We start from the raw sequence: 23784 nt of genomic DNA on the forward strand, positions 1-23784 counted from the left end.
CTGAAGGATCAAAACGCATCACATAACGTGAGCGACTTGGAACGATGGTTTTCCCTCGGTTTGGTGGTCATAGCGCGAGCAAAACACCCGATCCCATCCCGAACTCGGTCGTTAAGTGCCGTAGCGCCGATGGTACTGCGTCAATAGACGTGGGAGAGTAGGTCACCGCCAAACCTAGCGAAAACCATCCGTATCTCTCTAATACGATGACCAAAACAAAAATTGCCGCGGGATGGAGCAGTCCGGTAGCTCGTCAGGCTCATAACCTGAAGGTCGCAGGTTCAAATCCTGCTCCCGCAACCAACTTCCGCGAAAATCGAACCATCACGCACGGCGCCGAGATCACTCGGCGCCGATTTGCGTAGCATCTCCAACAGATTGCCCTCGATGGTCAGGCGATGCGCCTTCGCCTTGTCGTCCCAATCGACGTCGATCCGGTCGATCAGCTCATGCAGCTCGTCGGCCGCGCGTCCGACAACGCTCTCCTCTGAGAGGCTCGCCGCGAGGTTCCCGACCATTTCCTGGTAGAGCTCGGGCAGACCCTCGGGCAGCTCTATATCCTGCGGGACGATGTCGTCGCGGGTGGCCGCGAGGCGCGCGAGGTCGGCATCGATCTTCTGGAGCTCGGCGACGAGCGACTCCGAGCCCAGCCCCTGCTTCGCCAGGGCGACCAGATTGCGTTGTTCCACCTCCAGCTGCCGCACCCGCGCGTCGTGAAGGCGCAGCGTGTCCTCCGCGGTGCCTTGATCTGCCTTCAGCTGGTGATGCACGCGATCCCGGAACCGTGCGTAGGCCTCCGGCTTCATCAGATCGGCCCGCAGGGCCGACAGGACCAGGGGCAGGGCGACGCTCTCCCGGAGGCCCCGGAAGCCGGTGCAGACGCTCGGGCCTTTCTCCTTCGCGTCGGCGCAGTAGTAGGTCTTGTATTTGCCGGCCCCGGCGACGGTCATCCGTCCGCCACAGAGTCCGCAGTGGAGGAGCCCTGACAGCAGATACTTCCGGCGTCGGAGCGACTGGCCTGACGACAGGCGGTTCCGGTCGGTGGTATCCACCTTCGACCGCCGCTTTGACTGCGCCGCCTGGCGCGCCTTCACGGCGTCCCAGAGCTCTTGGCTGACGATCCTGAGCTCCGGCACCTCGACGATCTGCCAGGCGCTCTCGGGGTTTGGCGCCGAGCGCTTCTTCTCCGTCAGCGGGTCCTTACGGTAGCTCTGGCGGTTCCAGATGCGCCGCCCGACATAGAGCTCGTTGTTCAGGATGCCGGTGCCGCGGTTGCGGTTGCCGTTGATCGTGTTTTGCTTCCAGTGCCCAGACGACTTGCGCTTCGACCCCACGGAGGGAGAGGGAATCCCCTCGTCGTTTAGGCGGCTCGCTATCTTGATCGGCGAGACACCGGCGGCGTAGTCGCGGAAGATGCTCCGCACGACGGCGGCCTCGATGTCGTCGATGGCAAGGGCGCCCTTCACCGGCGCACCGCGGGCGTCCGTGCCCGGCCGGTAGCCGTAGATGCGGCCGCCGCCGTTGAGGCCTCTCAGAACCTGCCCTTCGATGCCGCGATGGACGTTGGTGGAGAGCTTCTCGAGGAACATGCTGCTCAGCAGCGACGACATGTGGATCGACATCGTGTCGGCCTTTCCACGGTCGACGGTGTGGATATCGACCTTGGCGTGCGTGGCGAGCTTGTTGAAGCGTGCGAGATGCTCGGGGTCCCGCGAAATCCGGTCGAGGGACTCGGCGAGCACGACGTCGAACCCACGTGTCGTCGACGAGAGCGCTTCCGATAACCGAAGGAAGTCGGCCCGATCGTGGCTCGCCGTGCCACTGATGGCCCGATCAGCGAACCGTTCGACGATGATCCATCCTTCGCGGGCAGCATACCGCTCGGCCAGGCGGAATTGATCCTCCACCGACATCGGGTTCTGCATATCCGTCGAGTAGCGGGCGTAGAGCGCGACGCGGCGCGGGGCTTCGAGGTGCGTGGTCATTGGCGGGTCTCCCCTGCGCTGCGGAGGTTCTCGTCGTTGGCCCCGTCGACGCCGTTGGCGATGTCCAGGAGGCTATGGATATTGATCGGCTGTTCAACCAAGCACACGTCGGCGCCGTGCTGGTGGCAGAGCCGGGCGAACCCGCGAGCCCGGTCGGGATCGAGCGAGATGCGGGTCAGGTTCGTCGCGATGACGGCCTGCGCCTCGCCGCCCGCGATGCGGTCCCGCAGGATCGTCAGGCCGGGGGCGTCTCGCATTCCTCCGACGCCGTTGTCGACGACGACATCGAGGACGCGCCAGCCGCGCGCTTCGGCGTAGCCGGTGGAAAGCCGTCGCTGTTCGGCGATGGCGGCGTCGCTCGCCCTGGCTGCGCGCAGATAGAGAAGGGCGGTGGTCTGGGTGGTCATGGTCGTCTCGTTGTCGGGCTGTGGCGCACACGGCGCGGTGGAAGGATATATCCGGAAGGATTGCGGAAATGATGTGTCCATCGCCGAATTATCTCGTAGGTTGTCGCCATCGCGTCAGGCGTTGCGTCCTTTGCCTCCCGCTCCTGCGAGAGCTTGCGGACTGCGGCTTCTGCGAGAAGGTCGATCAGTCTGTCGAGCGGCATCGGCGGAGTCCTTTCCTGTTCGGGCAATGAACAACCGACACGGCGGACGCCCACCCGAGTCCCCGCATACAGGTGGCCGAAAAAGCGCCCGCGGGAGATCCCCGCGGGCGCGTTCCGTTCAGCGGAACAGCAGTGCGGCGTGGACGAGCAGCAAGAGGACGAGCGCGGCGCGCACGACCAGAAACTTGTATCGGCGCACGAAGGCGCGCGCCCGACGGTGGCGGTGGGACATTGGGGCTCCTACAGTCGGGGTGATGAGGTCGGCTCCGACGCTGATCGCGTCGTCGCGCGAAGGGCAGGACGGATGTGCAATCTCTATTCGTTGTCGAAGGGGCAGGCGGCGATCCGCGAGATCGCCAGCGTCTGGACGGACCGCACGGGCAATCTCGCGCCGCAGCCAGCGATCTTCCCGGACCAGTCGGCGCCCGTCATCCGCGTGGGCGACGAGGGCAGGGAACTGGTGATGATGCGGTGGGGTATGCCGTCGCCGAAGGTCGCCGTGAAGAACCGCAGGACCGATCCCGGCATCACCAACATCCGCAACCTCGGGTCAGCGCATTGGCGGCGCTGGCTGGGCCCCGAGCATCGCTGTCTCGTGCCGTTCACCAGCTTCTCCGAATATCGCGTCGAACCCGACAAGTCGCGAACCCCCGTCTGGTTCGCGCGCGGCGAGGATCGACCGCTGACCTTCTTCGCCGGGATCTGGACCCGCTGGACCTCCGTCCGGAAGCTGAAGGAGGGCGAGATCGAGGCCGACCTCTTCGGCTTCCTCACCACCGAGGCGAACGCGGTTGTCGGCGCCGTTCATCCCAAGGCGATGCCTGTGATCTTCACAGAGCCCGAGGAATGGGAGGCCTGGCTGCCCGGGAGATCCAGCGACCGCGTCCCGATGATACGCTCTACATCGTCGCGGAGGGGCGGTGTCAGGACACGCTTAGGGACTGATCGATGAGGCGGCGCTCATAGCGGCCGTTCACTGCATCCTCAACGGGTGGCCGCATCGCAGGACGGAGCGGGCATTCGCTGTGCCCGGGCCAAGGATCGCCTTCGAGCGGTCGTTCTACGAGATAGTCTTTCCTTATGAAAGCTCTACCTTGAAGAAAGATATCGAGTTGCGAAATATCAAATATGTGCCCTGAAAACATTCTTTGTCAAGGCCACGAAAAGCCCGCTAGACATATCTGTGCCGATAGCTAATTGGCTCAATCAAAAAATAATTCGAAGTCGCTGGATTTAGGGAGGTGAGCTAAGGATTGGCCGAATGGAAATAATGCCAATTCCGGCAGGTTTAGCTTTTCGCGTTCAGCTGTCTGGCTCCAGGCATCAAGTATCTCTTTATAGGATTTGAGTGGTGAGCCCTCGATGTTAGTTGAAATGGCTACTTTAGCATTGTGGCGCGTAAACTTACTCCACTCAACGTGCTCACCTTCAATGCTTTTCCCATCTAATTTCAAGAGGCAGTCGTTAGAATACCTGTAGTTGCCGCTGGGGTACAATCCTGAATATCCAAAGACATCTCCTTTTTCATTAATGAATCCCTTATGTACGAAGCTTGGCGATATTCCGTCGCCAACGAATTGTCCAAAATCATTATTGAAATCCTTCCACAACTGCTTAGCAGATAGCATTGTGTACTGCGAGGTCAAGCTGGATCGCCATCTGTCGGTGAGGAGGAGGGCATTGTCGCATATCGTTTTTATCAAGTCGGCAGAAAGCGATGCACGATAATCTACGCCAAGAACGTCGATATCCGCCAGAATCGCGTCGCCGACAGTGTCAATATAGTACATTTCAGAAGGTGGTGTGTCGAGAATTCTTTGGAAGACATAGTCATTGATGAATGTCTGTCCGCCGCCACTTCGTTTACTACGAAGGTTGTAGATGCCTGAGAGGGACTCTAGCGCAGTCTGATAAGCGCTCTCTACCAAACCGAGAGTGACGCGCGGAGCGTCTCTTAATCTAATTTTTGGAGAGTGGAACCCGAGTTTTGCCCCGACCCAAATTGCGCGGTCTATTGAAAACGAAGGAACCCCCAAGCCTTGCTCGTCGCCACCTTGCATAAACCATATAGCGCACGCGCTTTCGCAGGTGCTGTCGGGAGTAACTCGTGTTGCCCAAGTGACCGCGTCTTGAGAGCCCAGCTCCAGAGCTACCGGAAGACTGCCTCCGGTGCCGTTCAGGCAGAGAACGGTTCTGTATTCTGGAAATGGGTTGTAATATAGAGTTTCAGCGGCTCGAGCTATATCACCTCTGACGAGCTCACCGGAAAATCGGGCGGTGCATGGCCCATGCTTCTCAGGCTCGTAATTCTTGGAGGAAGGAACTATAAGGTCAAACTCTCCAGCAAATGCTTCATTGTGGAACTCAGCAAGAAGGACAGTAATTAATGGAATAACTTTGGAGATATTGCTAATCGATTTCACTTGGCATTCCTCTCGGATGTTGTATAATGCGCTGTAGTTGAGAGCGATGCTCAATTGGGTGCTAAGCTAGATAGGGAGTCGCTTTATGAGGGAACTAAGATTTCTCCCTCTGACGCTATTGTTGCTGCCGGACTCTTTGCTGGCGCAGTCCGAGGTTGTCTTCATTGTTCAAGCCGATTTTCTCAGGTGCATGGCAGAAAATTCTGAGGATTACTTGGCCACTGTGGGCAGCGATGGTCTTCTTTATGTCGTGCAGCAAAGCCTAATTGCAGGTAAATGTCCAGAGATTCCGGAGAACCCGCTGCTGGAGTTGACATTGAACTCTGGATCAGACGGCCCAGATGGTCCGATCCAAGAACTCAATCTGAACGAGCCTGATCCGCTGATCATACTATCTCCACAGGAGTTTACGTGTCTTGTCGATAAGGTTTCCTCCTTAGTTCCGGGCAGCTATTGGTTGTATCCGGAGCGTTGTGAGCTAGAACGGCTATGAGAGAGGCGGTCCATGCCCGAATTGATATTGGACTGAAGGTATTGGCGACTGTCATTGCCATGTTTGGCGTCGTGAAGTACTTTCACGCTTTGGGAGTGGCGGAAGACTTGGCGAGGAAGGGCGAATCGCGAGCTGTTATTGCAGCATACTCGTCCGAAAACATGCAGGTTGCGCGAACCGCGCTCGTACATTTCTGGGTGGGTCAGCCTAGCTTTTTGGGAATGGAAGATGTTGCTAACGGCGCGTCAGGGCGCGCATACTTCGCCCTGGCAAGAAAGAAACTTGCCAATGGTGACGAGGCGCTTTGGCAAAGCCTTTTTACTGTTTCTTCATATTTCGACGACGCTTGGTTTTGTCGCTCATCCACATTGTGCGATCAGGAGATATTAGATGAATTTGTTTGTAGTAAGTCTCTAGCGATCAATAAAACATATAGAGAATTTTTCAACGCAATGAATGTTCAACTTCGCGCTTCCAGTTTTGGCAAGTCTTTGGCGAAGTATTCCGGTGTGTGTCTCGGCTAATGTGGATTGGACCTATTGCGCTTGGCTTTGCGATTAGTATTGTGTTGCTGATCCTTGCCTTGGGCATACCTTTCTTCCAATATGAGGCTCTCAACCAGTAGCATGAAAAGTTATTTCCGAAAGTGATTGTCAGGATTGGCGTTGCTTTTCCGCGCTTCCTCGCGGCCGAGCCGAAGGCCGACTTTGGCGCGGTACGCAGCATTTAATGGAGTGAGTACTGACCTTCCATTTCCTCCGTGGGCACCAACCGGCTTCGTCGAAAAATGGGATGACAACAGGTTGGTGCGCCAGCGTCATCGGTAGCAGCGACGGAGCATTGGTCGCCGGCGCGCCTTCTGTCGGGGTGATCCGGTCCCGGCAGGAAGGGCCTTGGGCCCTCAAGAAAGGCGGCGCCGTGGGCGCCGCCTTGCATTCAGTCGGAGTATAGCTTCGCCGTCAGCCTCTCGGCCTCGACCGCGTCGAGCACCGTGGTGATGGCCATATACAGCAGCCGGAGCTGATAGCCGGCGCGCGACAGGAGCATTGCGCGACGATCGTGGACCGTCTCGACGTGTCCGTGCGACGGATCGCTGTCGTGCGGGCGAAAGGCCTGGCGGCTGCCCGCAGCGACCTCACCCGCGATCTGCGTGTTGAGGGCGTCGATCTCGTCGAGAACCTCACTCCGGAAGAGTCGGCCACTTTCGATCAGCTTCATCACCCGACCCGCGCCGAGACGCCTTGCCGGGGGCAGCTCCGGTTCGACCCAGGCGAGGATTGCGGCGTGTGCGACGCGTGCCTGGCCGAGAGCGCTCTCTACCAACAGGGCGACGCGGTCGCGCGTGATGCCGATGTGCTCCTCGTCCATCAGGCCGCTCCCTCGCCTTTCACGACCCGCTTCGACTGCCGCCGCTCGACGACGAGGTTGGCCGTGCGGCGACGCCTCCGCTCTGCGAGCCGCTCGGCGGCGATGTCGCGTTTCGCCTGGATGCGGGCGCGCACGGCGAGAAGCCGCTCGGCCGGCCCGCCGGAGAGCTGTCCGAGCACCGGGGAACCGGTGTCGCGGCAGATGGCGAAGCCGGAGTTGTCGAGCGAGACCATCATCCGACGCTTGCCGATGAACCGTGTCGGGCAGTCGAGGCCGAAGGTGGGGAAGTCGTCCTCGTGCAGGGCGTGCACTTCCTCGCCCCAGTTGGCGCGGCGCGGCGAGCTGGTGCCGTAGGCGATCAGCGCGAAACGCTTTCCGGCCATCTCCTCGACTTCGAGGACGAGGCAGGGGCGCGGCTTGGGCCTGTCCCCCGGCTTGGCCTTCCGCACCGGGAAGCGGAAGGAGACGATGTCGCCCGGTGCCAGGTGGTCCTGCCAGGCCGGGGTCATCGCGAGAATGGTGGTGGTCGTATCGAGCATTGTCGGTTCCTTGAATGATGGATGTCCGACGCGTGCGATCTGCCCCTTTCTTCTATCGGCCGGGACCTACCGTCGTGCGCGTCAGGAGGCGCGCGCACGGCGGAAGGGGCTGGCCTGCTTCCCTGGTCTGCGTTGCTCCCCGCGCCGTGGGAGAGCGTCGAGAGGGTGGCCCTCTCGACCCCGTCGGGAGACGAGCGGAGACGGGTTCGGGAAGAGGTGGGGAACGCTCTTCCCGGGAGTGGGGGAGGTTCGGAGGCGAGCGCGGAGCGGCACCCTCCGGGAGCAGGGGGTCTTGGGGGAGTGCGGAACGATGACCCGAGCCCGTCGGGAGACGCCAGGGGGTGCAGGGGGAGTGGCGAACGACGACCCTGCCCTGGGTATCCAGAGGGGCGGCGCGCTCTCTGGTCCGGCTGAAGGCCCCTGGCGGGTTCGGGAGGGCGGAGCGTCTCCCGAGCGTCGCGTCAGCGGCGCCGGGGTCCGGGGGCGTCAGCCCCCGGCGAACGACAGCTGGAACATAGGCCCGCAGGGCCGGAGTGCCAGCTGATTAGTGAGTAGTGAGCTGGGCAAACTGTGTTTCAGTGATACTGCGCCGATATGCCAGTCAGTTCGAGGTCATGAGCAGTCGAGGCGATGCACGATTGACAAACCGGGCCTATAGGCGGCTTTCTGCATCACGCATAAGATGCGATGTGCCGCACATCGGCTGAACCTCCGTCGCATTTTGAGAATGCCGAAATCGTCAAGTGGGAGTACCAATGAGCGAAAAGATATCTTTAGCGGCGCGTTTCAACAAGGCGCAATCGGAATTGGTGACGCAAACGGCCGATTTGCCGCTCGGAACACTCGCTCAAATGGTCGAGGAGGGCTCTATTGATTTGACGCCCGGATTTCAACGGAGGGAGCGTTGGAAGCCCGAGCATCAATCAGCCCTAATTGAGAGCTTTCTTCTAAATGTTCCTGTTCCGCCAATTTACCTAGCGGAAGAAGTAGATGGTCGGTACACAGCAATCGATGGGAAGCAGAGGCTGAAGGCGATCTCTGATTTCATATACGGAAGGTTTCGCCTCACCGGCCTCGACAACCTCGTCCAAGCTGAAGGCAGAACGTTCGAAGATCTCCCGGGGGAGATTCTAAATGCTCTTCGCCTTCGCCCGTATTTGCGAGTAGTTACGCTTCTGAAGCAGACTGACGACCGATTGAAGTATGAGGTCTTCCTTCGGCTCAATCGAGGTGGAGAGAGCCTGAACCAGCAGGAGATTCGAAATGTTGCATTTCGAGGTCCGCTTAATGATGAAATTTATAAAGCATCCGAAAACGCTTTCCTGCGGCAGCAATTAAAAATCGGATCTGACAAATCGCAGGCGTATCGTCAGATGCAAGATGCCGAGTACGTTCTGCGCTTTTTGGCGCTCACTTGGAATCTCGACGACTTTCGCGGTAGCCTTGTTCACCAAATGGACAGGTATATGATCGAAAACGAAGGTGTCAGTCAACAGCAAGCTGTGGAATTGGTAAGGCCCTTCCGTGATGCAATTCTGAGGTGTCAGTCTATTTGGGGGGATAGAGCGTTTAAGCGCCCAGATGGAACGGGGTGGCGTGATCAAATGCTTGCAGGTCTGTATGATGCGCAAATGCTATCAATTGTTTCTCTATCGGATGAGCAATTTAATTCCGCTACTGAGAGGCGCCAGGAAGTCGTCGAACAGACCCGCACGCTTTTTCAGGACGATGAGTTTGATAAGTCCGTGCGCGCAGGAACGAATACACCCGCTCGAATTCGATATCGCGTCCAGAAAACTAAGGAAATTCTGGTAGGTGCCCTACAATAATGTGGGAAGGTGAGTTTTTTGACGCGTTCGCTGCGATACGCAGTTTGATTGACGAGCCGGTACTCATTGATAACCCAATGAGAGGGGGGAGCCATGACTTGGGTGCGCGAATATTGCGTCACGGTTTGTCAGTCTCGTCCTTTGCGTTCCTTGAGAAATACCTTCAGGAGGCGATTAAAGATTTTATGCCATCCGCTTCGATGACTCCAGTTGCGTATGCTGATATGAACGATGAGTTTAGAAGATTTGTTTCGATATCTGCTGCGGAGGGTTTGTTAAATAGGGCGTCATTCAAGCCGAGAGTTGATCGGATAAGCTACTTTGAGGCTGAGGTTTCCAGTCTGGCGAAGTTTGGAGACACTCCTGCGCAATTTAATTGGCATGGGTTTAGTCCCAAGGGTTCGAATGTCTACAAAGAGGATGTCGCTACTGCGTTGAAAGCTTTGGGTGTCATTACGCCTTGGGCGAAGCTGACACGAGTTACGGCGGAGCTTGGTTCGCATAGGGCAGATTTGGCGAGCGATTTCGACAATCTGTCTCGCACGCGGAACTCTTCCGCCCATAACCCGAGAGGAAATATTCCGACATCGGACCTAGGGACCAATGTCACAGTTGCCGTTCTTGTCGCGATATCGTTTTCATTGGTGCTTAGGTCGCTTAAGAAAGTCTACACTGAGTCAAGAAGCGTCGTGGAGCTCCGTGAAAGGTCGCGTGATCCATCGATTAATGTTCGATTTGTCGACGAAGAGGGTGGAGGTCGTTGGCTTGAAAGAAAGGAGGCCTTTGGTCGAGGCGTCAAAAGGTATCGTAGTTTTGAAGATTCTGTTGTGAGAGCAATGGCGCGCTCTGAAAGACCGTCTGTCGTAGTGAGAAGTTTAAGTGGAATCCCTCTTCGCCTTTACTAATCTAGCAGTTTCGGCTTTGGCAATATCTCTCGGACTGATAATACGACTGCCGCTCAGTCGGGCGCGATATTCGTGGAGCCAGTTTTTAGGGTTCCTTGCACAATGCCAGAGTTTCCGTTTCCCATACACCTTGCCGAAAGCGTATTGACCAATCCGATCTTTCCTAAAGAGGTCGCACGGGTGCGGTGATTTTTTATTTGGACTGGCTACTCTCGTAACACTCATCGACCGAACTCCTGACCTCTTGTGTTCAGGAGATCACCGATGGACGGTTCAAACATCAAGACAGACTTCCCCGTGGTGCTGCGGTTCGACGGGCTCTACCCGCATCAGCTCGGCGGCTACGAGGCCCATCGCTTGCGGAAGGGTGGGGACCTCAACCATGTCAATCGCTCGCGCTCGGAGCTAAATCAACGGCTGATCGGGCCGGAGGACTGGGCCGCGCGCGCGCTGGCCGAGATCGACGAGATGAGGATCGAGAACTTCGCGGCGGAGCTCGCGTCTCTGGAGAAGCGCAACCGGAAGAAGGACATCGAGCGGCGCATGATCGAAGGTCCGAAGCAGCCGTGGCGTTCTACGCGCCACGGGCCGATGCGCGAGGTCATTCTCACGGTCAACAAGGACTGGTTCGAGGGTGATGCCGCGTTCTTCGGCGTCGAGCAGACGTCCCGGGAGGACGAGTTCGGTGCCCATGCCGTTGCCTGGCTGAAGATGAACTTTGGCGATGATGTCATCCACGCCCGGGCGGACCGGGACGAAGCTGCATACCATGTCCACGCCGTGATTATGCCGCGGGCGACGGTCGAGATCGCGAAGCCCAGGGCGAAGGTGCCAACGGCCACGGCGACGCGCCGGATGCTGCAACCCTCGATCCATCCGCTCATCCAGAACTACGAAGCGGCGCAGGACAGCGTCGGTCTTTGGTTCGCAGACCTTGGTCTGGTGCGCGGGGAAAGCCGGGCAGCTGCGATTAGGGAGGCCCGCGAGAACGGACAGAAACCGCCGAGGCGCCGGTATCACGCCAAGACGTGGAAGTGGCGCGCCGAGCAAGAGCTTCGCCTGAAGGCGGAGGCGGAAGCATTGGACGCCGACAAGGCAGCGCTGGACGAGCGCACGGCACGGGTTGCGGAGCGCGAAGAGGAAGCAGAGACGGTGCTCGCCGTGGCCGAAGGTGTGGCATCGGGTGCGTTTGTCGCGAGCGATGGCGAAGATGAGACGGGCTTGGTCGATTCAAAGGCCGCCAAACCTGCGAATGCGTCCCTGGAGGAGCTTCAGCGACGATCACCGACGGGGTTCGCCCGCGCGGCGGGCGTGTTCGGGCGCGCGTGGGAGCGCCTGTTCGGGCACGCACGAGCGAAGGCGGAAGCCGAGGCCGACGCTCGCGTGTCGAGTGCGATGGAGCAGATCGAACGGGCCGATACGAAAGTCGCGGAAGCCGCGCTTCACCTGCCAGCCAAGACGCGCTCGCTAATCGCGGAGATCCGGCAGACGATCCCGGCGATGCTCCGCAGGCTGGAGCTTTCCGGGAACGGGCTTCCGCGGGATTCGCAGAAGGATCAGACGCAGCGCGATGACCCCGACGACGAAGAAAGTATGGATAGCAATCAATAGCTTGCGAGAAAACGGCGAAAAAGTTTGCCGAGTCCACGAGTCGCGCGGATCGAAGAGAGCAATGTGATGGTCAGCGCCGGACGGTGCTCCTCAAACCCGGACCTCTGCGGAGGCCATCAGATCGACAAAGGACCCCACAATGACCAAGTTCCTCAACCCCGACCTCGCCGCCTCGAAATCCTCGCGCAAGAAGCGCCAGCAGGCCGACGACGCGCCCGACACCGCCGCCACCGAGCGCGCTCTGGCGACCCTCCGCCGGTCGCTCAACAAGCAGGTGAAAAAGGCGGATAACCAGGAACGACTACGAACCAAGGCCATCAACGACACGATGCCCGACTTCATTGGGGCGATGGACGATGAGGTCCTGGCACCGTTCTTCTTCGGGCTCGAGCGGCTGGCGACCGCAGCGAACCGCCGACGGATCGCGACGCACCCGCTTCGCCCGGAGATCGTCGACGAATGGCACGATGAGGCCGACGCCGAGGAGGCGCTGGCCGCAGAGGAAGAGGAGCGAGCGGCAGCCAAGGCCGCCGAGCACGAGGCCCGGGCCGTGAAGGCTACGCCGACCGAAGCGTCTGAGGGAGCGTCGGCGTCCTGAAGGACCCGAGACGGGCAGGGGGCACCGAGATGCGCCCCCGCCGGCTCCGCCGCTCACCGGGCAACCGGAACGAAGAGCGTCGTTTTCGCCAAAGTGCTATGCGGGCTCCCGCAACCATCGTCACTTGCCCAGAACGCCCGCCAACCCGGCGGGCGTTGGCACGTTCACCCCCATCGTCCTCGCAGAGCGACAGGATCGCCGCTAGGTCTCCGCGCAGCGCGATCCCGTGGCCGTTCGGGGCCGTCGCGTCGGGCGTCAGCACGATCGTCTCGATCAGTCCGCGCAACATGACCTGAGACCCGACTTTCCTCCGGCCTTACGGAGAGTCCGCCGATTGATTGCTCCGAGCCCCAACCTTGGACCGCCGGGAGCTGGAGTTTCCCGGATGTTTCACGGTGACGGGCTGGTTGCGTCACCGGGATAATGCACGGCAATCGGGACGTTGTATCCGATCGCGCTGTGGGGTCGGTCTTCGTTGTAATGTCTACGCCAATCTTCCAGCTTTTCGCAGGCATCAGCAAGGCTCATGAACCAGTGTGCGTTCAGACATTCGGCGCGTAGCTTTGAGTTGAACGCCGCGATGAAGTCATTGTCGGTCGGCTTGCCCGGCCGCGAAAAGTCCAGGGTGACGTCATTGGCGTAGGCCCAGAGATCGAGGTCGCGGGAGACGAATTCGCTGCCGTTGTCGACCCTCATGGTCTTCGGATTGCCGATCTTGCCGCAGACCCGTTCCAGCGTCTGCACGACGTCCTCACCGCGATAGGCGAACCTCGGATCGGCCGCCGGGCATAGCCGGGAATGGGTGTCGACGACGGTCAGGATGCGGAGCTTCTTGCCGAGAGCGAGCTGGTCGTGAACGAAGTCCATCGCCCAGACCTCGTTCGGCCCCACCGCCTCCTGGCGGTCCTCCCGCAGCTTCGCCTTCACCCGCCGACGCGGATACTTGTGCCGAAGCTGGAGCCCCAACTCTTTGTAAATCCTACGGGTCTTTTTCATGTTGATCTCCCAGCCCTCGCGGCGGAGCAGCACATGCACCCGCCGGTAGCCGTAGCGGACCCGCGTCTCGCAGATCTCCTTGATCCGTCTTTCGACGGCGGCCTGGTCGGTGCGGCGGGAGCGATAGTGGAACGTGGAACGGTCGAAGCTGAGGGCCCCACAGGCCGTCCGGATCGACACGCCCCAATCGCTGCACATCCCGCGAACGAGTTCGCGCAAGCAGCCAGGCTTCAGAGCTTTCGGCGGATGACGTCCTGGAGCATCTCCCGATCGAGTGTCAGGTCGGCGACGATCTTCTTCAGCCGCGCGTTCTCGTCCTCGAGCGCCTTCAGCCGCCGCATCTCGTCCGGCAGCAGGCCGCCATACCGCTTCTTCCAGTTGAAGTAGGTTGCCTGACTGATCCCAGCCTTGCGGCAGACCTCCGCGACCGGCGTGCCTTCCGCGCCCTGCTTCAGGATGAACGCCTTCTGCGCCTCCGTGAACCTCGATGCCTTCATCGTTCTCAGCTCCTCTCCCAGCCAGGGAAGCTTAACCGAAAACTCCAGCTTCAAGCGGTCCAGTTTTCAGGGCGCAGAGCAGCGCAGAGCACTTCCAACACCGAACGCCAGCATGCGGCGCTCAAGCCGCGACCGCGGAGAGAATCGAAGAGCCCGGCGCGCAAGATGACCCGCAGAGAGATCAGCCCTTGATCAAGGTGATCAGAGAAAACGTCGGCACACTGCCGACAGTCGGATAGGACGGCCGTCGAAACCCTTCATCAAGATCCGCGCGCTAGGACGGATCGGGCGGCGCAGAACGCGACGGATGATGATGATCGACAGGTGCAAGTTCTTTCTCAGGTGCATTCGTGCGGCGGCTCTCGTGGCGCTGTTCTTTGCACTTGCCCCTTTCGGCGCCACCGCGTCGCCCGATCGATGTGACCGGGCCGCGCAGGTCGCCGCCGCGGAGCGTGACGTTCCGCTCGACGTGATGCGTGCCATCACGCGGACCGAGACCGGGCGACAGCGCGGCGGCACGCTTGAACCGTGGCCCTGGACAGTGAACCTCGAAGGCGATGGGCACTGGTTCGACACACTGGACGCGGCGCTGGCCTTCGCGCACCGGCACCACAGCGCGGGCGCGCGCAGTTTCGATGTCGGTTGCTTTCAGGTCAATTTCCGCTGGCACGGCTCGGCCTTCGAGTCGCTGGCCGAGATGTTCGATCCCGCCGCGAACGCCCGGTACGCTGCGAGCTTCCTCGCACGTCTCAAGGCCGAGCTAGGCACATGGGAGGCCGCAGCCGGCGCCTACCATTCGCGCACGCGGCGTTACGCGGATCGTTACCTTCGACGGTTCTCAGCGATCCGGGCCGATCTGGAACCGCCAGCGGCGGGCCCCCGGTTCGCGGTCCGAGCGGCCGACCGGCCGAATCTCTTTCCGCTTCTCCGGCCCGGCGGCGTGACTCGCCGGGGATCCCTGGTGCCATTGGACCAGACGGCGCGCGCGCCGCTGTTCGCCCGGCGGGACTAGCACATGGGCGGCTTCACCCTCCGCGACGTGTTTCAGCCGACGATCCTGCTCGCGCTGGCCCTGATGGCGGTCATCGTGATGATGATCCTGCCCATGCCGGCGGTCGTGCTCGACATCGGGCTGGCCGCTTCCTTCGCCCTGGCGATCCTGATGTTCACCGTGACGCTCTTCATCGAGCGGCCGCTGGATTTCTCGGCCTTCCCGACGGTTCTGCTCGCCTCGCTCATGCTGCGCCTGTCGCTCAATGTCAGTTCGACGAAGCTCATCATCGGCGAGGGGCATACCGGCACCCATGCCGCCGGCAACGTGATCGAGGGGTTCGCGAGCTTCGTGATGGGTGGCAGCCTGTTTCTGGGTCTGGTGGTGTTCGGCGTCCTGCTGATCGTCAATTTCATCGTCATCACCAAGGGCGCAGCCCGCATGGCCGAGGTCGGCGCCCGCTTCGCGCTCGACGGGATGCCGGGCAAGCAGTTGGCCATCGATGCCGACATGTCCGCCGGTGCGATCGACCACGCCGAGGCGAAGGCGCGGCGGGAGCGTGAACAGCAAGAGACGACTTTCTTCGGCTCGCTCGACGGGGCCTCCAAGTTCGTCAAGGGCGACGCTGTCGCCGGCCTTCTCATCACGCTGCTGAACCTCGTGATGGGCCTGATCATCGGCAGCGTCGTCCACGGCATGCCGCTGGGCCGCGCGTTCGAGACTTACGCGATCCTGACCGTGGGCGACGGGCTGGTGAGCCAGATCCCGGCGGTGATCATCTCGATCGCCTCGGCGCTGCTGTTGGCACGGGGCGGGGCGCAAGGCTCCACCGACCTCGCCGTGTTCGCCCAGCTGGGAAAGTATCCGGCCGCGCTCGCGACGGTGGCGGTCCTGCTCGCGCTCTTCGCCCTCGTGCCAGGCCTTCCCTTCCTGCCTTTCATGGTGGGGGCCGCGGTGCTTGGGCTGGCGGCATGGCAGGTGCGCCGGGTCGCCGCGCAACATGCGCAGCATTCCGAGACCGTGCAGGACGCCGATGCGCCGCCGCCCCAGCAGCCGATGGGAGACGTGCTGGACCTTGACGACATCCACCTAGAATTCGCGCCCGACCTGGTGCCGATGGTGCTCGACCCGGCCACCGGGCTCGACGCGCGGATCGGGAGCATGCGCACCCATGTGGCGACGTCCTTCGGCCTGATCCTGCCCGAGATCCGGTTGACCGATGACGCCGCACTTCCCGCCGGCACCTACGTGATCCGCATTCACGGGGTCGAGCGGGTGCGAGCGCGGCTCTATCCCGACCGGGTGCTGGCACTGCTGAGCGGGGATGTCCCCGACGCGCCACCGGGCGAGGATGTGGCCGAACCCGTCTACGGCGCTCCGGCGCGCTGGATCGCAGCCGACGCACGGGACGAGGCGGCGTTGACCGGCCTGACCATCGTGACCCCGACCGAGGTGCTGGCCACGCACCTCCTCGAGGTCATCAAGGCGAATTTCTCGCGCCTGATGACCCTTAAGGCGCTGCGGCGATTGCTCGACGAGATGACGCGCCTCACCGATGACAGTAGGGCCGAGGCCAACCGCCGGATGCTCGATGAACTGATCCCCGACAAGGTGCCGGTCGATCTTCTGCTGGCGGTTCTGCGCCTGTTGTTGGAGGAACGGGTGTCGATCCGGAACCTTCCCCTGATCCTCGAAGCGGTGGCCGAGGCGCGCGGACATGGCCAAAGCCCCGAGGCGATTTGCGAACATGTGCGCCAGAGGCTCGGCTTCCAGCTTGTCGCCGAGTTGAAGCGGCCGGATGGCACGCTGCCCCTCGTTCAGCTGGCGCCGGACTGGGAAGAGACCTTCGCCGCCTACCAGATCGACGGTGACCGCGGGCAGGGCGACGTCGCGCTGCCGCCCGACGATTTCAACCGCTTGGCCCAGAACATCGCCGAGAAGCTGTCGAAGCTGGGGGAAAGCGGTGTCTTCCCGGCGATGGCCGCACCTGCCCGGCGCAGGCGCTTCCTGCACATGGTCATGGCCGCCAAGGGTCTCACGACGCCCGTCCTGTCGTTCGAGGAAATCGGCGCCGAGGCGAAGCCGGCCCTCGTCGGCATGGTCGCGGCGTGATCGAGACGATGTTCGAGGCGGCGAACCGCCTGATCGGGCCGGTGCAGGACGGCCTGGCCCTTGGCGGTGTCGTCTTTCTCAGGATCGGAGCGGCGATGGCGGTACTGCCGGCCTTCGGTGATCGCATGGTGCCGGCGCGGGTACGGCTGGTGGCGGCCCTGATGTTCACGCTCATCGTGGCCCCCGCCCTGGCCCCGGTTCTGGCTCTCGGACCGCGCCCCCCCTGGCTGCGGCTGCTGGCCACCGAGACGATCGCGGGCCTTTCACTGGGCGCTGCGGTCCGGCTGTTCGTCATCGTATTGCAGACCGCCGGGTCGATGGCGGCGCAGTCGACCTCGCTTGCGCAGATCTTCGGTGGCGCGAATGTCGAGCCGTTGCCGGCAATCGGGCATGTCATGGTGATCGGCGGGCTTGCCTTGGCCGCGATGACCGGCCTGCACGTCAAGATCGTGGAGTATTTCCTGCTCAGCTACGACCTGATGCCCGCCGGCGTCTTTCCCTTCGCGTCCGATCTCATGCCGTGGGGGATCGCCCGCGTGTCGCAGGCCTTTGCCCTGGCCTTCACGCTCGCCGCACCGTTCCTGATCGCGTCGATGATCTACAACGTCGCGCTCGGCGTCATCAACAAGGCGATGCCGCAGCTGATGGTCGCGTTTGTCGGCGCTCCGGCCATCACGGCGGGCGCGCTCATCCTGCTCGCCCTGTCGCTACCCGCCATCCTGGAGCTCTGGGCCGCCGCGCTGGACCGGTTTCTCGCCAATCCCGCCCGGCCGCCATGAGCGAGAACGACGACGACAAGCAATACGAGCCGAGCCAGAAGAAGCTCGAGGATGCCCGAAAGAAGGGAGAGATCCCGCGCTCGACCGAGCTCAATACCGCGGCGGCGTATGCGGGGCTCGTGCTGGCTGCCGTGGCAATAGGGCAGGGCGCGATCGAACGCGCCGGTGCGATCCTGGCGGGTCTTGTCGCCCGCGCCGACAGTCTTGGTCCGGCGCTCTTCGCCGGCGCGGGGCGGCCCCTGCTGCGGGGAGTGGTCATCGAGGCGTCCCTGGCGCTGGCACCGATTTTCGCACTGCCCGCGCTCCTCGTCCTCGTTTCCATCGTCGGCCAGAAGGGGTTCGTGGTAGCGGGGTCGAAACTGGCCTTCAAGGCCAGCCGGATCTCGCCGCTCGCCAACGCCAAGAACAAGTTCGGGCGCAGCGGTCTGTTCGAATTCGCCAAGAGCTTCGTGAAACTGGTCATCTATTCGGCGTGCCTGGGCCTGTTTCTGTGGCACCGGTTCCCGGAAATCCTGATGACCACGGCCCTCTCCCCGGGTGCGGCCGCGGCCAGCCTCGCCAGCCTGTCGATCGCCTTCGTGTCGCTTGCGCTGGTTGTCTCGCTGGTGCTGGGCGCAATCGACATGGTGTGGCAGCGGGCCGAGCATCACCGCAAGAACCGCATGTCCCGCAAGGATCTGACCGACGAACAGAAGCAGACCGAGGGCGATCCGCACACCAAGCAGCATCGGCGGCAACGGGGGCAGGAAATCGCCCTGAACCAGATGCTCGCGGATGTGCCCCGCGCGGACGTCGTGATCGTGAACCCCACGCATTTCGCGGTGGCGTTGCGATGGGATCGGACCGCGCCGGGAGCGCCGGTCTGCGTCGCCAAGGGTGTGGACGAAATCGCGGCGCGGATCCGGGAGGTCGCGGTGGAAAGTTCGGTCCCATTGCGAAGCGATCCGCCGCTGGCGAGGGGGCTGCACGACGCGCTCGACGTCGGGGACGAGGTGCGGCCGGACCACTACGCGGCCGTTGCGGCGGCGATCCGCTTTGCCGAGGACATGCGTCGCAAGGCCCGGGCGCGATGACGAAGGCCAAGGATCTGGCACGGCTGCGGGCGGTGATGGACATGGCCCGCGACGCCGATCTACAGAAATTGTCGCAGGTGGCAGAGAGGATTGCGCGGCTGCGGGCCGAGGTGGATCGGCTACGGGCAGACCAGGCACAGCGCGCCCGGGACGGGGCGCTCGACGTTGCGCGGTTCAGCGGCGCCGACGTGGCCTGGCTCGGCTGGACCGAGGACCGCCTGCGATCCCTCCAGTCCCGCATCGCCGCGCTGGAGATGGAAAGGATCGAGCTGCGCCGTCTCGCGCAACGCTCGACCGGACGCGCGGACGTCGCGGCCCGGCTGGCGGACGAGCACGACAAACCCCACGGGCGGTAGGACGGGTCGGTCAGCTGTCCTGGCGATTGATGTCCAGGATCAGAACGTCCCGGATCGCGGGATCGGCCGTCCGGGCACTCTCGGCAAGGGCGCGGTGCAATCGTTCGATCGCCCCGTTGGACGTGAACGCGCCGTCGAAGCCGCCGGAATTCGCGTGGTCGAGCATCACGCGCAGGAACCTGTCGCGCAGCTTCGGTTCGCGGTTCATCACTTCATCGGATTTTCCGGGCTCGATCTCCAGCGACAGCCCCATGACGACCATCGCCGCCACGCGGCCTTCCCGGATGACAGGCACGAGGAAATCGTTGGTCATCTTGGCAAAATCGCTGTCGGTCTCCTCCGGCTCGGGCGGTGTGGCGGCCGCGACATCTTCCGTGGGGGCGCAAGTTTCGGTCATCTCCTCTTCCGCCGGTGCCGGTTTCAGGGCAACGCCGGCGCCGATCCCGGCCCCGAGGCCGCCGAGCGCAAGAAGAACGGGGAGGAGTTTGCCCAGCATCGCGGACCCTCTTCAGAACGGCAGGACGATATCGGCGATCTGCTGGCCATAGCGCGGCTGCTGCACATCGGTGATCTGACCACGCCCGCCATAGGAAATGCGGGCGGCGGCGATCTTGTCGTAGGTGATCTGGTTCTGGCGCGAGATATCCTCGGGGCGCACGAAACCGGTCACAACAAGCTCCCGGAGCTCGAAGTTGACCCGCACCTCCTGGGTTCCCTCGATCTGCAAAACCCCGTTCCGGAGCACGTCGACGACGGTGGCCGCGATCCGCAGCTCGAGTCGCTCGTTCCGGCTGACCGACCCGTCGCCGGAGCTCGAGCTGGAAGAGGACGTCGACACGGCGTCGGCCAACTGGGCCCCCTCGGGCAGGCCCTTGTCGAGGCTTTGCGGCAGACCGAAGAACGAGGGCAGGCCGAGCGACTCAGACCCGCCGCGCGACCGTTGCGACGAATTCGACATCTCGGCCTGATCGTCGATCTCGATCACGACCGTGAGGATATCGCCACGGTTGCTCGCCCGCCTGTCGCCAAGAAGCGATCCGCGCGCGCCGGTCCACAGCGAGGCGCGCTGAAGCGGCGCCTCACGCCCCAGCGTGCGGGGCAGTCCGGGCGAGGTCATCGCCGAGACCTCAGGGCCCCGGACAACCGGGCTCAGGTCGGGCGGTCTTCCGACATCGGCGATGCGGCCACATGCCGTGATGAACAGGCAGGCAGCCATGGCGACGCTTCGGATCATCTCGTCCTCATGAGTGTGGGACCGAAATCTCGACGCTTCCGTCAGACAGCACTTTGCCGGTGACGGTGGTCCGCGAAGACGTGTTCATCACGCGCACACGGTCGCCCAGACCCGCGCGGTTCAGCGCGCGGCCCTCGGCGATGATCGCGAGGGCACCCGCGCGGTATCGGAGCGTGACGAGATCGTTCCGGTCGATGACGGCGGGCGGGCCGATGTCGGACGGGCGGATCGGCCGGCCGGCATAGAGGACGACCCGCGTCTCCTGCCCGACGACCTGCGCCGGATCGTTAAGGGGGCCGTCGGTCGGTCCGGGCACGACGCGCACGTCCTCCTGGCCGAGGATCGCCTGGCTGCGGACGGTGCGCGCCGCGACGAGCGTGTCCGCATGGACAGGCACGGCAAGGACCGGAAAGATGATCAAGAGCCTCAACATCACCGGATCTGCGTCGTCGCGCCCAGCATCTGGTCGCTGGCGGTGATGACCTTGGCGTTTAGCTCGTAGCCGCGCTGCGCCTCGATCAGTTCGGTCACTTCGCGCACCGCATCCACAGAGCTGTCCTCGAGATAGCCCTGTCGCAGCGTGCCGAGCCCATCTTCGCCCGGGATTCCGACGAGCGGCGGGCCCGAGGCCGGCGATTCGACGAAGAGGTTCGACCCGATTGCCTCGAGTCCTTTCTGGTTGGTGAAACCGGCAAGGTTGAACTGCCCGAGGATTTGAGGCTGCACCTGGTCGGCGAAATACGCATAGACCTCGCCCTCCGCATTGACCGACACGGACCGGGCGTCCGCGGGGATGGTGATATCGGGCGCGACGGGGTTGCCGTCCGACGTGACGATCAGGCCGTCCCCGGTGCGCTTGAGCGCCCCGTCGCGCGTGTAGGCCGCGCGGCCGTCCGGCAGCGTGACCTCGAGATACCCCGCGCCTTCGATCGCGACGTCGAGATCCGCACCGGTCGCGCGGAGCGAGCCCTGTTCGACCTGTACGGAGATCGACGCGGGCCGCACGCCCAGTCCGAGTTGAACCCCGGTTGGAAGCTGGGTGCCATCGGCCGCGTTGATCGTGCCGGGGCGGGCGATCTGCTGGTAATGGAGGTCGGCGAACTCTGCGCGGCGGGCGTTGTAGCCCGTGGTCGACATGTTCGCGAGGTTGTTCGAGATGGTTTCCACCCGCATCTGTTGGGCGCTCATCCCGGTGGCCGCGATCTTAAGGGCGTTCATGGTGCCTCCTTATTGGCTGCCGAGGGTGCGGGTGACGGCACGGATGCGCTCGTCCTCGCGGTCTAGGAAGGTCTGGCCAAGTTCGTAGGCGCGCTGGACCTCGATCATCCGGGTGACTTCGGAGACAGGGTCGACATTGGACCCTTCGATGAAACCCTGCAGGATGACCCCTTCCGCTTCGACCGGCTCGGGCGGGGAGGAAAGGCGGAAGAGGACGCCGGTGGCGCGGGTCAGCGTCTCGTCAGCTGCGGGTTGCCACAGGCCGATCCGGGCGAGCGGGCGTCCATCCGCCGAGAGCGTGCCGTCACGGCCGACGGCCACCGAACGCGCATCCGGCGGCACGAACACCGGCGCGCCGCCCGCATCGAGCAGGCGATGACCATCCGGGGTGGCCAGCTCGCCATTCGCCGAAGGCGTGAATGCGCCGGCGCGGGTCAGGGCCTGCCCGGTGCCGGTCTCGACGAGGAAGTAGCCATTCCCCTCGATGGCAAGGTCGAAGGCGCCCCGGGTTTGCCGGATCGGACCCTGATCCGTTCCGATCATGCGGACATTCCCGGTCCCCATGGACAGCGAGGGTGCCTTGCCGTCGAGCCGTTCGACGAACTCCGAGAAGATCACGCCCTCGCGCCGGAACCCTGTGGTGGCCGCGTTGGCGATGTTGTGGGCGACCGCCTGCATTTCCCGCATCAGCCCCGATTGGCGCGTGATCGCGGCATATCCCGCGTTGTCCATGTCAGGCTCCTGCGATGAGGGGAATGAGGGTGGTGTCGAAGAACGAGACCAGAGACTCGGACATGAAGCCCATGGTCAGCCAGAACACGGCGACGATCGCGATCAGCTTGGGCACGAATGTCAGCGTCAGTTCCTGGATCGAGGTCAGGGCCTGGAAGAGCCCCACGATCAGACCGGCGCCGAGCGCGACCGTCAGGATCGGGGCCGAGATGACCACGGCCAGCCACATCGCGGCGCGCAGTGTGTCGTAGAAGAGGAGCTCTGTCAGCATCGCTCAGACCGGCATGCGCAGGATTTCCTGGTAGGCCTCGACGACCTTGTCACGCACCGTCACCGCCGTTTCGATGGCGAGCTTTGTCTGCGCCAGCGCTTCTACGAGGGCGTGCGCATCGGCGCCGCCGGTCATCGCGGCCTGGGAGGTGGCCTCTCCTTTCTGCATCGTTGCCGCGAAGGATTGCGCGAAGTCGGAGAGCGCTGCGCCGGCGGTTTCCGATGGCTGGGCCTTGGTCGCGGGGCGCGTCGCGACATAGTTCTGGGCGGCGAGACTGGCGGTGACATCCATTCTGGATCTCCTTGTCTGGTTGTACTCAGCGGCGCAAAAGCTCGAGCAGCCCGGCCGACATTTTGCGGGCCTGATCGAACAGTTTCAGGTTGGCCTCGTAGCTGCGCTGCGCTTCGCGGGCGTCCGCGACCTCGATCATCATGTCGACGTTTGAGCCGGCGTAATGCCCGGATGGGTCGGCAAGAGGATGACCGGGGTCGTAAATGCGCTTCAGTTCGGATTGATCGAGTTGCACTGGCCCCTGGTGGACGGCGCCGGGCGGGCGCGTCGCATCGTGCCGCGCCATCACCGTCTCGAAGGCGGCCGTCTTGCGGCGGTAGCCCGGCGTATCGGCATTGGCGAGGTTCTCGGACACGAGCCGGAGCCGCGAGGATTGCGCCTGCATGCCGCTCGCGGCGAGGGACATGGTCTGCAAGAGATCGGACATGGCGGCGTTCCCTAGCGGATGCGGCCGAGACCGGCACGGAGGATGTCGAGGCTGTTCGACCAGATGGACAGGGCGATTCCGCTTTCGTGGCGGACTTCGCTGGCCTTCATCATCTCGGTCTCGAGTGAGACGGAATTGCCGTTCGGCGCGGGTTCAGAACCTGCGCCCGTCACCTCGACGGCCCGGTCAGCGCCGGACGGCTGAAGATGGCCGGGCCGCGTCGCACGCATGGTGGGTGGGGTCGTCTCGTAGGTTTCGGCGAAGGAGGGGACGTCCATCCCGCGGTATCCGGGCGTGTCGGCATTGGCGACATTCCGGGCCAGCACGGCCTGGCGTGCACTCGCATGGCGGGCCATCGCCTGAGCCATCTGCAACGTGTCGAGGTTCTCGTACATCGGGGCTTCTCCCTCGGGCTTTCAACGAAGGCTTAAGCGCGATTCGTTTAG

At 62.8% G+C, this 23784-nt stretch carries 26 protein-coding genes, 1 tRNA gene and 1 rRNA gene; 13 read left to right on the plus strand and 15 right to left on the minus strand.

The window, feature by feature from the left end:
• Positions 1-59: 59 nt before the first annotated feature.
• Positions 60-174 (plus strand): 5S ribosomal RNA (rrf, locus tag BMZ25_RS19105).
• Between the two features lie 52 nt (positions 175-226).
• Positions 227-303, plus strand: a tRNA-Met gene (locus BMZ25_RS19110).
• Here the strand turns inward: BMZ25_RS19110 and BMZ25_RS19115 are convergent.
• Both BMZ25_RS19115 and BMZ25_RS19120 read right to left on the minus strand, forming a co-directional pair.
• Complete coding sequence (locus tag BMZ25_RS19115) at positions 282-1985, minus strand: recombinase family protein (RefSeq protein WP_092696248.1); 1704 nt, start codon at positions 1983-1985, stop codon at positions 282-284. The two genes, BMZ25_RS19110 and BMZ25_RS19115, sit on opposite strands and share 22 nt — an antisense overlap.
• Entirely contained in the window at positions 1982-2392 is a 411-nt protein-coding gene (locus tag BMZ25_RS19120; protein WP_177190544.1) for a recombinase family protein, read from the minus strand. The genes BMZ25_RS19115 and BMZ25_RS19120 overlap by 4 nt, the downstream gene beginning before the upstream one ends.
• 507 nt (positions 2393-2899) lie before the next feature.
• Here BMZ25_RS19120 and BMZ25_RS19125 point away from each other — a divergent pair.
• Positions 2900-3547: an SOS response-associated peptidase gene (locus BMZ25_RS19125; protein ID WP_143071577.1), complete on the plus strand. Its 648-nt coding sequence runs from the start codon at positions 2900-2902 to the stop codon at positions 3545-3547.
• A 250-nt stretch (positions 3548-3797) separates the two neighbouring features.
• Here BMZ25_RS19125 and BMZ25_RS20595 read toward each other — a convergent pair whose 3' ends face one another.
• Entirely contained in the window at positions 3798-5018 is a 1221-nt protein-coding gene (locus tag BMZ25_RS20595) for a hypothetical protein (protein ID WP_143071578.1), read from the minus strand.
• An 85-nt stretch (positions 5019-5103) separates the two neighbouring features.
• On the opposite strand from BMZ25_RS20595, the gene BMZ25_RS20600 reads away from it, so the two are divergent.
• Both BMZ25_RS20600 and BMZ25_RS20605 read left to right on the plus strand, forming a co-directional pair.
• Positions 5104-5511, plus strand: a complete 408-nt coding sequence (locus BMZ25_RS20600) for a hypothetical protein (protein WP_143071579.1) — start codon at positions 5104-5106, stop codon at positions 5509-5511.
• Complete coding sequence (locus tag BMZ25_RS20605; protein ID WP_143071580.1) at positions 5508-6035, plus strand: hypothetical protein; 528 nt, start codon at positions 5508-5510, stop codon at positions 6033-6035. The genes BMZ25_RS20600 and BMZ25_RS20605 overlap by 4 nt, the downstream gene beginning before the upstream one ends.
• Positions 6036-6447: 412 nt before the next feature.
• Here BMZ25_RS20605 and BMZ25_RS19130 read toward each other — a convergent pair whose 3' ends face one another.
• Both BMZ25_RS19130 and BMZ25_RS19135 read right to left on the minus strand, forming a co-directional pair.
• The gene (locus tag BMZ25_RS19130; RefSeq protein ID WP_092696250.1) at positions 6448-6879 is read right to left on the minus strand and encodes a hypothetical protein; all 432 of its coding nucleotides are present in this window, start codon (positions 6877-6879) and stop codon (positions 6448-6450) included.
• Complete coding sequence (locus BMZ25_RS19135) at positions 6879-7418, minus strand: hypothetical protein (RefSeq protein WP_092696251.1); 540 nt, start codon at positions 7416-7418, stop codon at positions 6879-6881. Before BMZ25_RS19135 ends, BMZ25_RS19130 begins: the two co-directional genes overlap by 1 nt.
• Before the next feature lie 755 nt (positions 7419-8173).
• On the opposite strand from BMZ25_RS19135, the gene BMZ25_RS19140 reads away from it, so the two are divergent.
• The 3 genes from BMZ25_RS19140 to BMZ25_RS19150 all read left to right on the plus strand — a co-directional run bounded on the left by BMZ25_RS19140 (position 8174) and on the right by BMZ25_RS19150 (position 12361).
• Entirely contained in the window at positions 8174-9247 is a 1074-nt protein-coding gene (locus BMZ25_RS19140; protein WP_092696252.1) for a DUF262 domain-containing protein, read from the plus strand.
• Positions 9248-10416: 1169 nt separating this feature from the next.
• Positions 10417-11763 carry a plasmid recombination protein gene (locus BMZ25_RS19145; protein ID WP_092696253.1) on the plus strand — a complete coding sequence of 449 codons (1347 nt, stop codon included), beginning with the start codon at positions 10417-10419 and terminating at the stop codon, positions 11761-11763.
• Between the two features lie 139 nt (positions 11764-11902).
• The gene (locus BMZ25_RS19150) at positions 11903-12361 is read left to right on the plus strand and encodes a hypothetical protein (protein WP_092696254.1); all 459 of its coding nucleotides are present in this window, start codon (positions 11903-11905) and stop codon (positions 12359-12361) included.
• Between the two features lie 390 nt (positions 12362-12751).
• On the opposite strand, the gene BMZ25_RS19155 is transcribed toward BMZ25_RS19150, so the two are convergent.
• Positions 12752-13854 (minus strand): IS3 family transposase gene (locus BMZ25_RS19155; protein WP_092696255.1). Its coding sequence is split into 2 segments (ribosomal slippage): positions 12752-13593 and positions 13593-13854, totalling 1104 coding nucleotides; the frame shifts between segments, so codons are not numbered across the junction.
• A gap of 307 nt (positions 13855-14161) precedes the next feature.
• Between BMZ25_RS19155 and BMZ25_RS19160 the strand changes: the two genes are divergently transcribed.
• From BMZ25_RS19160 to BMZ25_RS19180, 5 genes are read left to right on the plus strand one after another with little or no spacing between them, the layout of a single operon-like run.
• On the plus strand, positions 14162-14866 hold the full coding sequence (locus BMZ25_RS19160; RefSeq protein WP_328586878.1) for a transglycosylase SLT domain-containing protein: 705 nt from the start codon (positions 14162-14164) through the stop codon (positions 14864-14866).
• Between the two features lie 3 nt (positions 14867-14869).
• Positions 14870-16957, plus strand: coding sequence for a flagellar biosynthesis protein FlhA (gene flhA, locus BMZ25_RS19165; RefSeq protein ID WP_092696256.1), 2088 nt, complete (start codon positions 14870-14872; stop codon positions 16955-16957).
• On the plus strand, positions 16957-17736 hold the full coding sequence (locus BMZ25_RS19170) for a flagellar biosynthetic protein FliR (protein WP_408033447.1): 780 nt from the start codon (positions 16957-16959) through the stop codon (positions 17734-17736). The genes flhA and BMZ25_RS19170 overlap by 1 nt, the downstream gene beginning before the upstream one ends.
• Positions 17733-18809: an EscU/YscU/HrcU family type III secretion system export apparatus switch protein gene (locus tag BMZ25_RS19175; protein WP_092696257.1), complete on the plus strand. Its 1077-nt coding sequence runs from the start codon at positions 17733-17735 to the stop codon at positions 18807-18809. Before BMZ25_RS19170 ends, BMZ25_RS19175 begins: the two co-directional genes overlap by 4 nt.
• On the plus strand, positions 18806-19165 hold the full coding sequence (locus tag BMZ25_RS19180) for a hypothetical protein (RefSeq protein WP_092696258.1): 360 nt from the start codon (positions 18806-18808) through the stop codon (positions 19163-19165). Before BMZ25_RS19175 ends, BMZ25_RS19180 begins: the two co-directional genes overlap by 4 nt.
• Positions 19166-19175: 10 nt before the next feature.
• Here the strand turns inward: BMZ25_RS19180 and BMZ25_RS19185 are convergent, their stop codons facing one another.
• From BMZ25_RS19185 to BMZ25_RS19225, 9 genes are read right to left on the minus strand one after another with little or no spacing between them, the layout of a single operon-like run.
• Positions 19176-19661: a hypothetical protein gene (locus BMZ25_RS19185; protein WP_092696259.1), complete on the minus strand. Its 486-nt coding sequence runs from the start codon at positions 19659-19661 to the stop codon at positions 19176-19178.
• Positions 19662-19673: 12 nt separating this feature from the next.
• Positions 19674-20399 carry a flagellar basal body L-ring protein FlgH gene (gene flgH / locus BMZ25_RS19190; protein WP_177190545.1) on the minus strand — a complete coding sequence of 242 codons (726 nt, stop codon included), beginning with the start codon at positions 20397-20399 and terminating at the stop codon, positions 19674-19676.
• Positions 20400-20406: 7 nt separating this feature from the next.
• Positions 20407-20832: a flagellar basal body P-ring formation chaperone FlgA gene (gene flgA / locus BMZ25_RS19195; RefSeq protein ID WP_092696260.1), complete on the minus strand. Its 426-nt coding sequence runs from the start codon at positions 20830-20832 to the stop codon at positions 20407-20409.
• Entirely contained in the window at positions 20832-21617 is a 786-nt protein-coding gene (gene flgG, locus BMZ25_RS19200) for a flagellar basal-body rod protein FlgG (protein WP_092696261.1), read from the minus strand. The genes flgA and flgG overlap by 1 nt, the downstream gene beginning before the upstream one ends.
• Before the next feature lie 9 nt (positions 21618-21626).
• Positions 21627-22349, minus strand: a complete 723-nt coding sequence (locus BMZ25_RS19205; protein WP_092696262.1) for a flagellar hook-basal body complex protein — start codon at positions 22347-22349, stop codon at positions 21627-21629.
• A gap of 1 nt (position 22350) precedes the next feature.
• Complete coding sequence (locus BMZ25_RS19210; RefSeq protein ID WP_092696263.1) at positions 22351-22620, minus strand: flagellar biosynthetic protein FliQ; 270 nt, start codon at positions 22618-22620, stop codon at positions 22351-22353.
• Positions 22621-22623: 3 nt separating this feature from the next.
• Positions 22624-22911 carry a flagellar hook-basal body complex protein FliE gene (fliE, locus tag BMZ25_RS19215; RefSeq protein ID WP_092696264.1) on the minus strand — a complete coding sequence of 96 codons (288 nt, stop codon included), beginning with the start codon at positions 22909-22911 and terminating at the stop codon, positions 22624-22626.
• A 25-nt stretch (positions 22912-22936) separates the two neighbouring features.
• Positions 22937-23338 (minus strand): flagellar basal body rod protein FlgC, encoded by a 402-nt coding sequence (gene flgC, locus BMZ25_RS19220; protein WP_092696265.1) that lies wholly within the window; start codon positions 23336-23338, stop codon positions 22937-22939.
• An 11-nt stretch (positions 23339-23349) separates the two neighbouring features.
• A complete protein-coding gene (locus BMZ25_RS19225) occupies positions 23350-23733 on the minus strand; it encodes a FlgB family protein (RefSeq protein WP_092696266.1) in 384 nt (127 codons plus the stop codon).
• Positions 23734-23784: the final 51 nt, after the last annotated feature.

This window comes from Tranquillimonas rosea (genome assembly GCF_900111315.1).
In the GTDB taxonomy this organism is placed as follows: Bacteria; Pseudomonadota; Alphaproteobacteria; order Rhodobacterales; family Rhodobacteraceae; genus Tranquillimonas; species Tranquillimonas rosea.

Excerpts from the sequence above, each read along its gene's own strand:
- BMZ25_RS19175 (WP_092696257.1), top strand. The coding sequence starts at position 17,733 with ATGAGCGAGAACGACGACGACAAGCAATACGAGCCGAGCCAGAAGAAG.
- BMZ25_RS19185 (WP_092696259.1), bottom strand. The coding sequence starts at position 19,661 with ATGCTGGGCAAACTCCTCCCCGTTCTTCTTGCGCTCGGCGGCCTCGGG.
- BMZ25_RS19210 (WP_092696263.1), bottom strand. The coding sequence starts at position 22,620 with ATGCTGACAGAGCTCCTCTTCTACGACACACTGCGCGCCGCGATGTGG.
- BMZ25_RS19205 (WP_092696262.1), bottom strand. The coding sequence starts at position 22,349 with ATGGACAACGCGGGATATGCCGCGATCACGCGCCAATCGGGGCTGATG.
- BMZ25_RS19140 (WP_092696252.1), top strand. The coding sequence starts at position 8,174 with ATGAGCGAAAAGATATCTTTAGCGGCGCGTTTCAACAAGGCGCAATCG.
- flgG (WP_092696261.1), bottom strand. The coding sequence starts at position 21,617 with ATGAACGCCCTTAAGATCGCGGCCACCGGGATGAGCGCCCAACAGATG.
- flgC (WP_092696265.1), bottom strand. The coding sequence starts at position 23,338 with ATGTCCGATCTCTTGCAGACCATGTCCCTCGCCGCGAGCGGCATGCAG.
- BMZ25_RS19135 (WP_092696251.1), bottom strand. The coding sequence starts at position 7,418 with ATGCTCGATACGACCACCACCATTCTCGCGATGACCCCGGCCTGGCAG.
- BMZ25_RS20600 (WP_143071579.1), top strand. The coding sequence starts at position 5,104 with ATGAGGGAACTAAGATTTCTCCCTCTGACGCTATTGTTGCTGCCGGAC.
- BMZ25_RS19180 (WP_092696258.1), top strand. The coding sequence starts at position 18,806 with ATGACGAAGGCCAAGGATCTGGCACGGCTGCGGGCGGTGATGGACATG.
- fliE (WP_092696264.1), bottom strand. The coding sequence starts at position 22,911 with ATGGATGTCACCGCCAGTCTCGCCGCCCAGAACTATGTCGCGACGCGC.
- BMZ25_RS19225 (WP_092696266.1), bottom strand. The coding sequence starts at position 23,733 with ATGTACGAGAACCTCGACACGTTGCAGATGGCTCAGGCGATGGCCCGC.
- flgA (WP_092696260.1), bottom strand. The coding sequence starts at position 20,832 with ATGTTGAGGCTCTTGATCATCTTTCCGGTCCTTGCCGTGCCTGTCCAT.
- BMZ25_RS19125 (WP_143071577.1), top strand. The coding sequence starts at position 2,900 with ATGTGCAATCTCTATTCGTTGTCGAAGGGGCAGGCGGCGATCCGCGAG.
- BMZ25_RS19120 (WP_177190544.1), bottom strand. The coding sequence starts at position 2,392 with ATGACCACCCAGACCACCGCCCTTCTCTATCTGCGCGCAGCCAGGGCG.
- BMZ25_RS19145 (WP_092696253.1), top strand. The coding sequence starts at position 10,417 with ATGGACGGTTCAAACATCAAGACAGACTTCCCCGTGGTGCTGCGGTTC.
- BMZ25_RS19150 (WP_092696254.1), top strand. The coding sequence starts at position 11,903 with ATGACCAAGTTCCTCAACCCCGACCTCGCCGCCTCGAAATCCTCGCGC.
- flgH (WP_177190545.1), bottom strand. The coding sequence starts at position 20,399 with ATGATCCGAAGCGTCGCCATGGCTGCCTGCCTGTTCATCACGGCATGT.
- BMZ25_RS20605 (WP_143071580.1), top strand. The coding sequence starts at position 5,508 with ATGAGAGAGGCGGTCCATGCCCGAATTGATATTGGACTGAAGGTATTG.
- BMZ25_RS19115 (WP_092696248.1), bottom strand. The coding sequence starts at position 1,985 with ATGACCACGCACCTCGAAGCCCCGCGCCGCGTCGCGCTCTACGCCCGC.
- flhA (WP_092696256.1), top strand. The coding sequence starts at position 14,870 with ATGGGCGGCTTCACCCTCCGCGACGTGTTTCAGCCGACGATCCTGCTC.
- BMZ25_RS19160 (WP_328586878.1), top strand. The coding sequence starts at position 14,162 with ATGATGATGATCGACAGGTGCAAGTTCTTTCTCAGGTGCATTCGTGCG.
- BMZ25_RS19130 (WP_092696250.1), bottom strand. The coding sequence starts at position 6,879 with ATGGACGAGGAGCACATCGGCATCACGCGCGACCGCGTCGCCCTGTTG.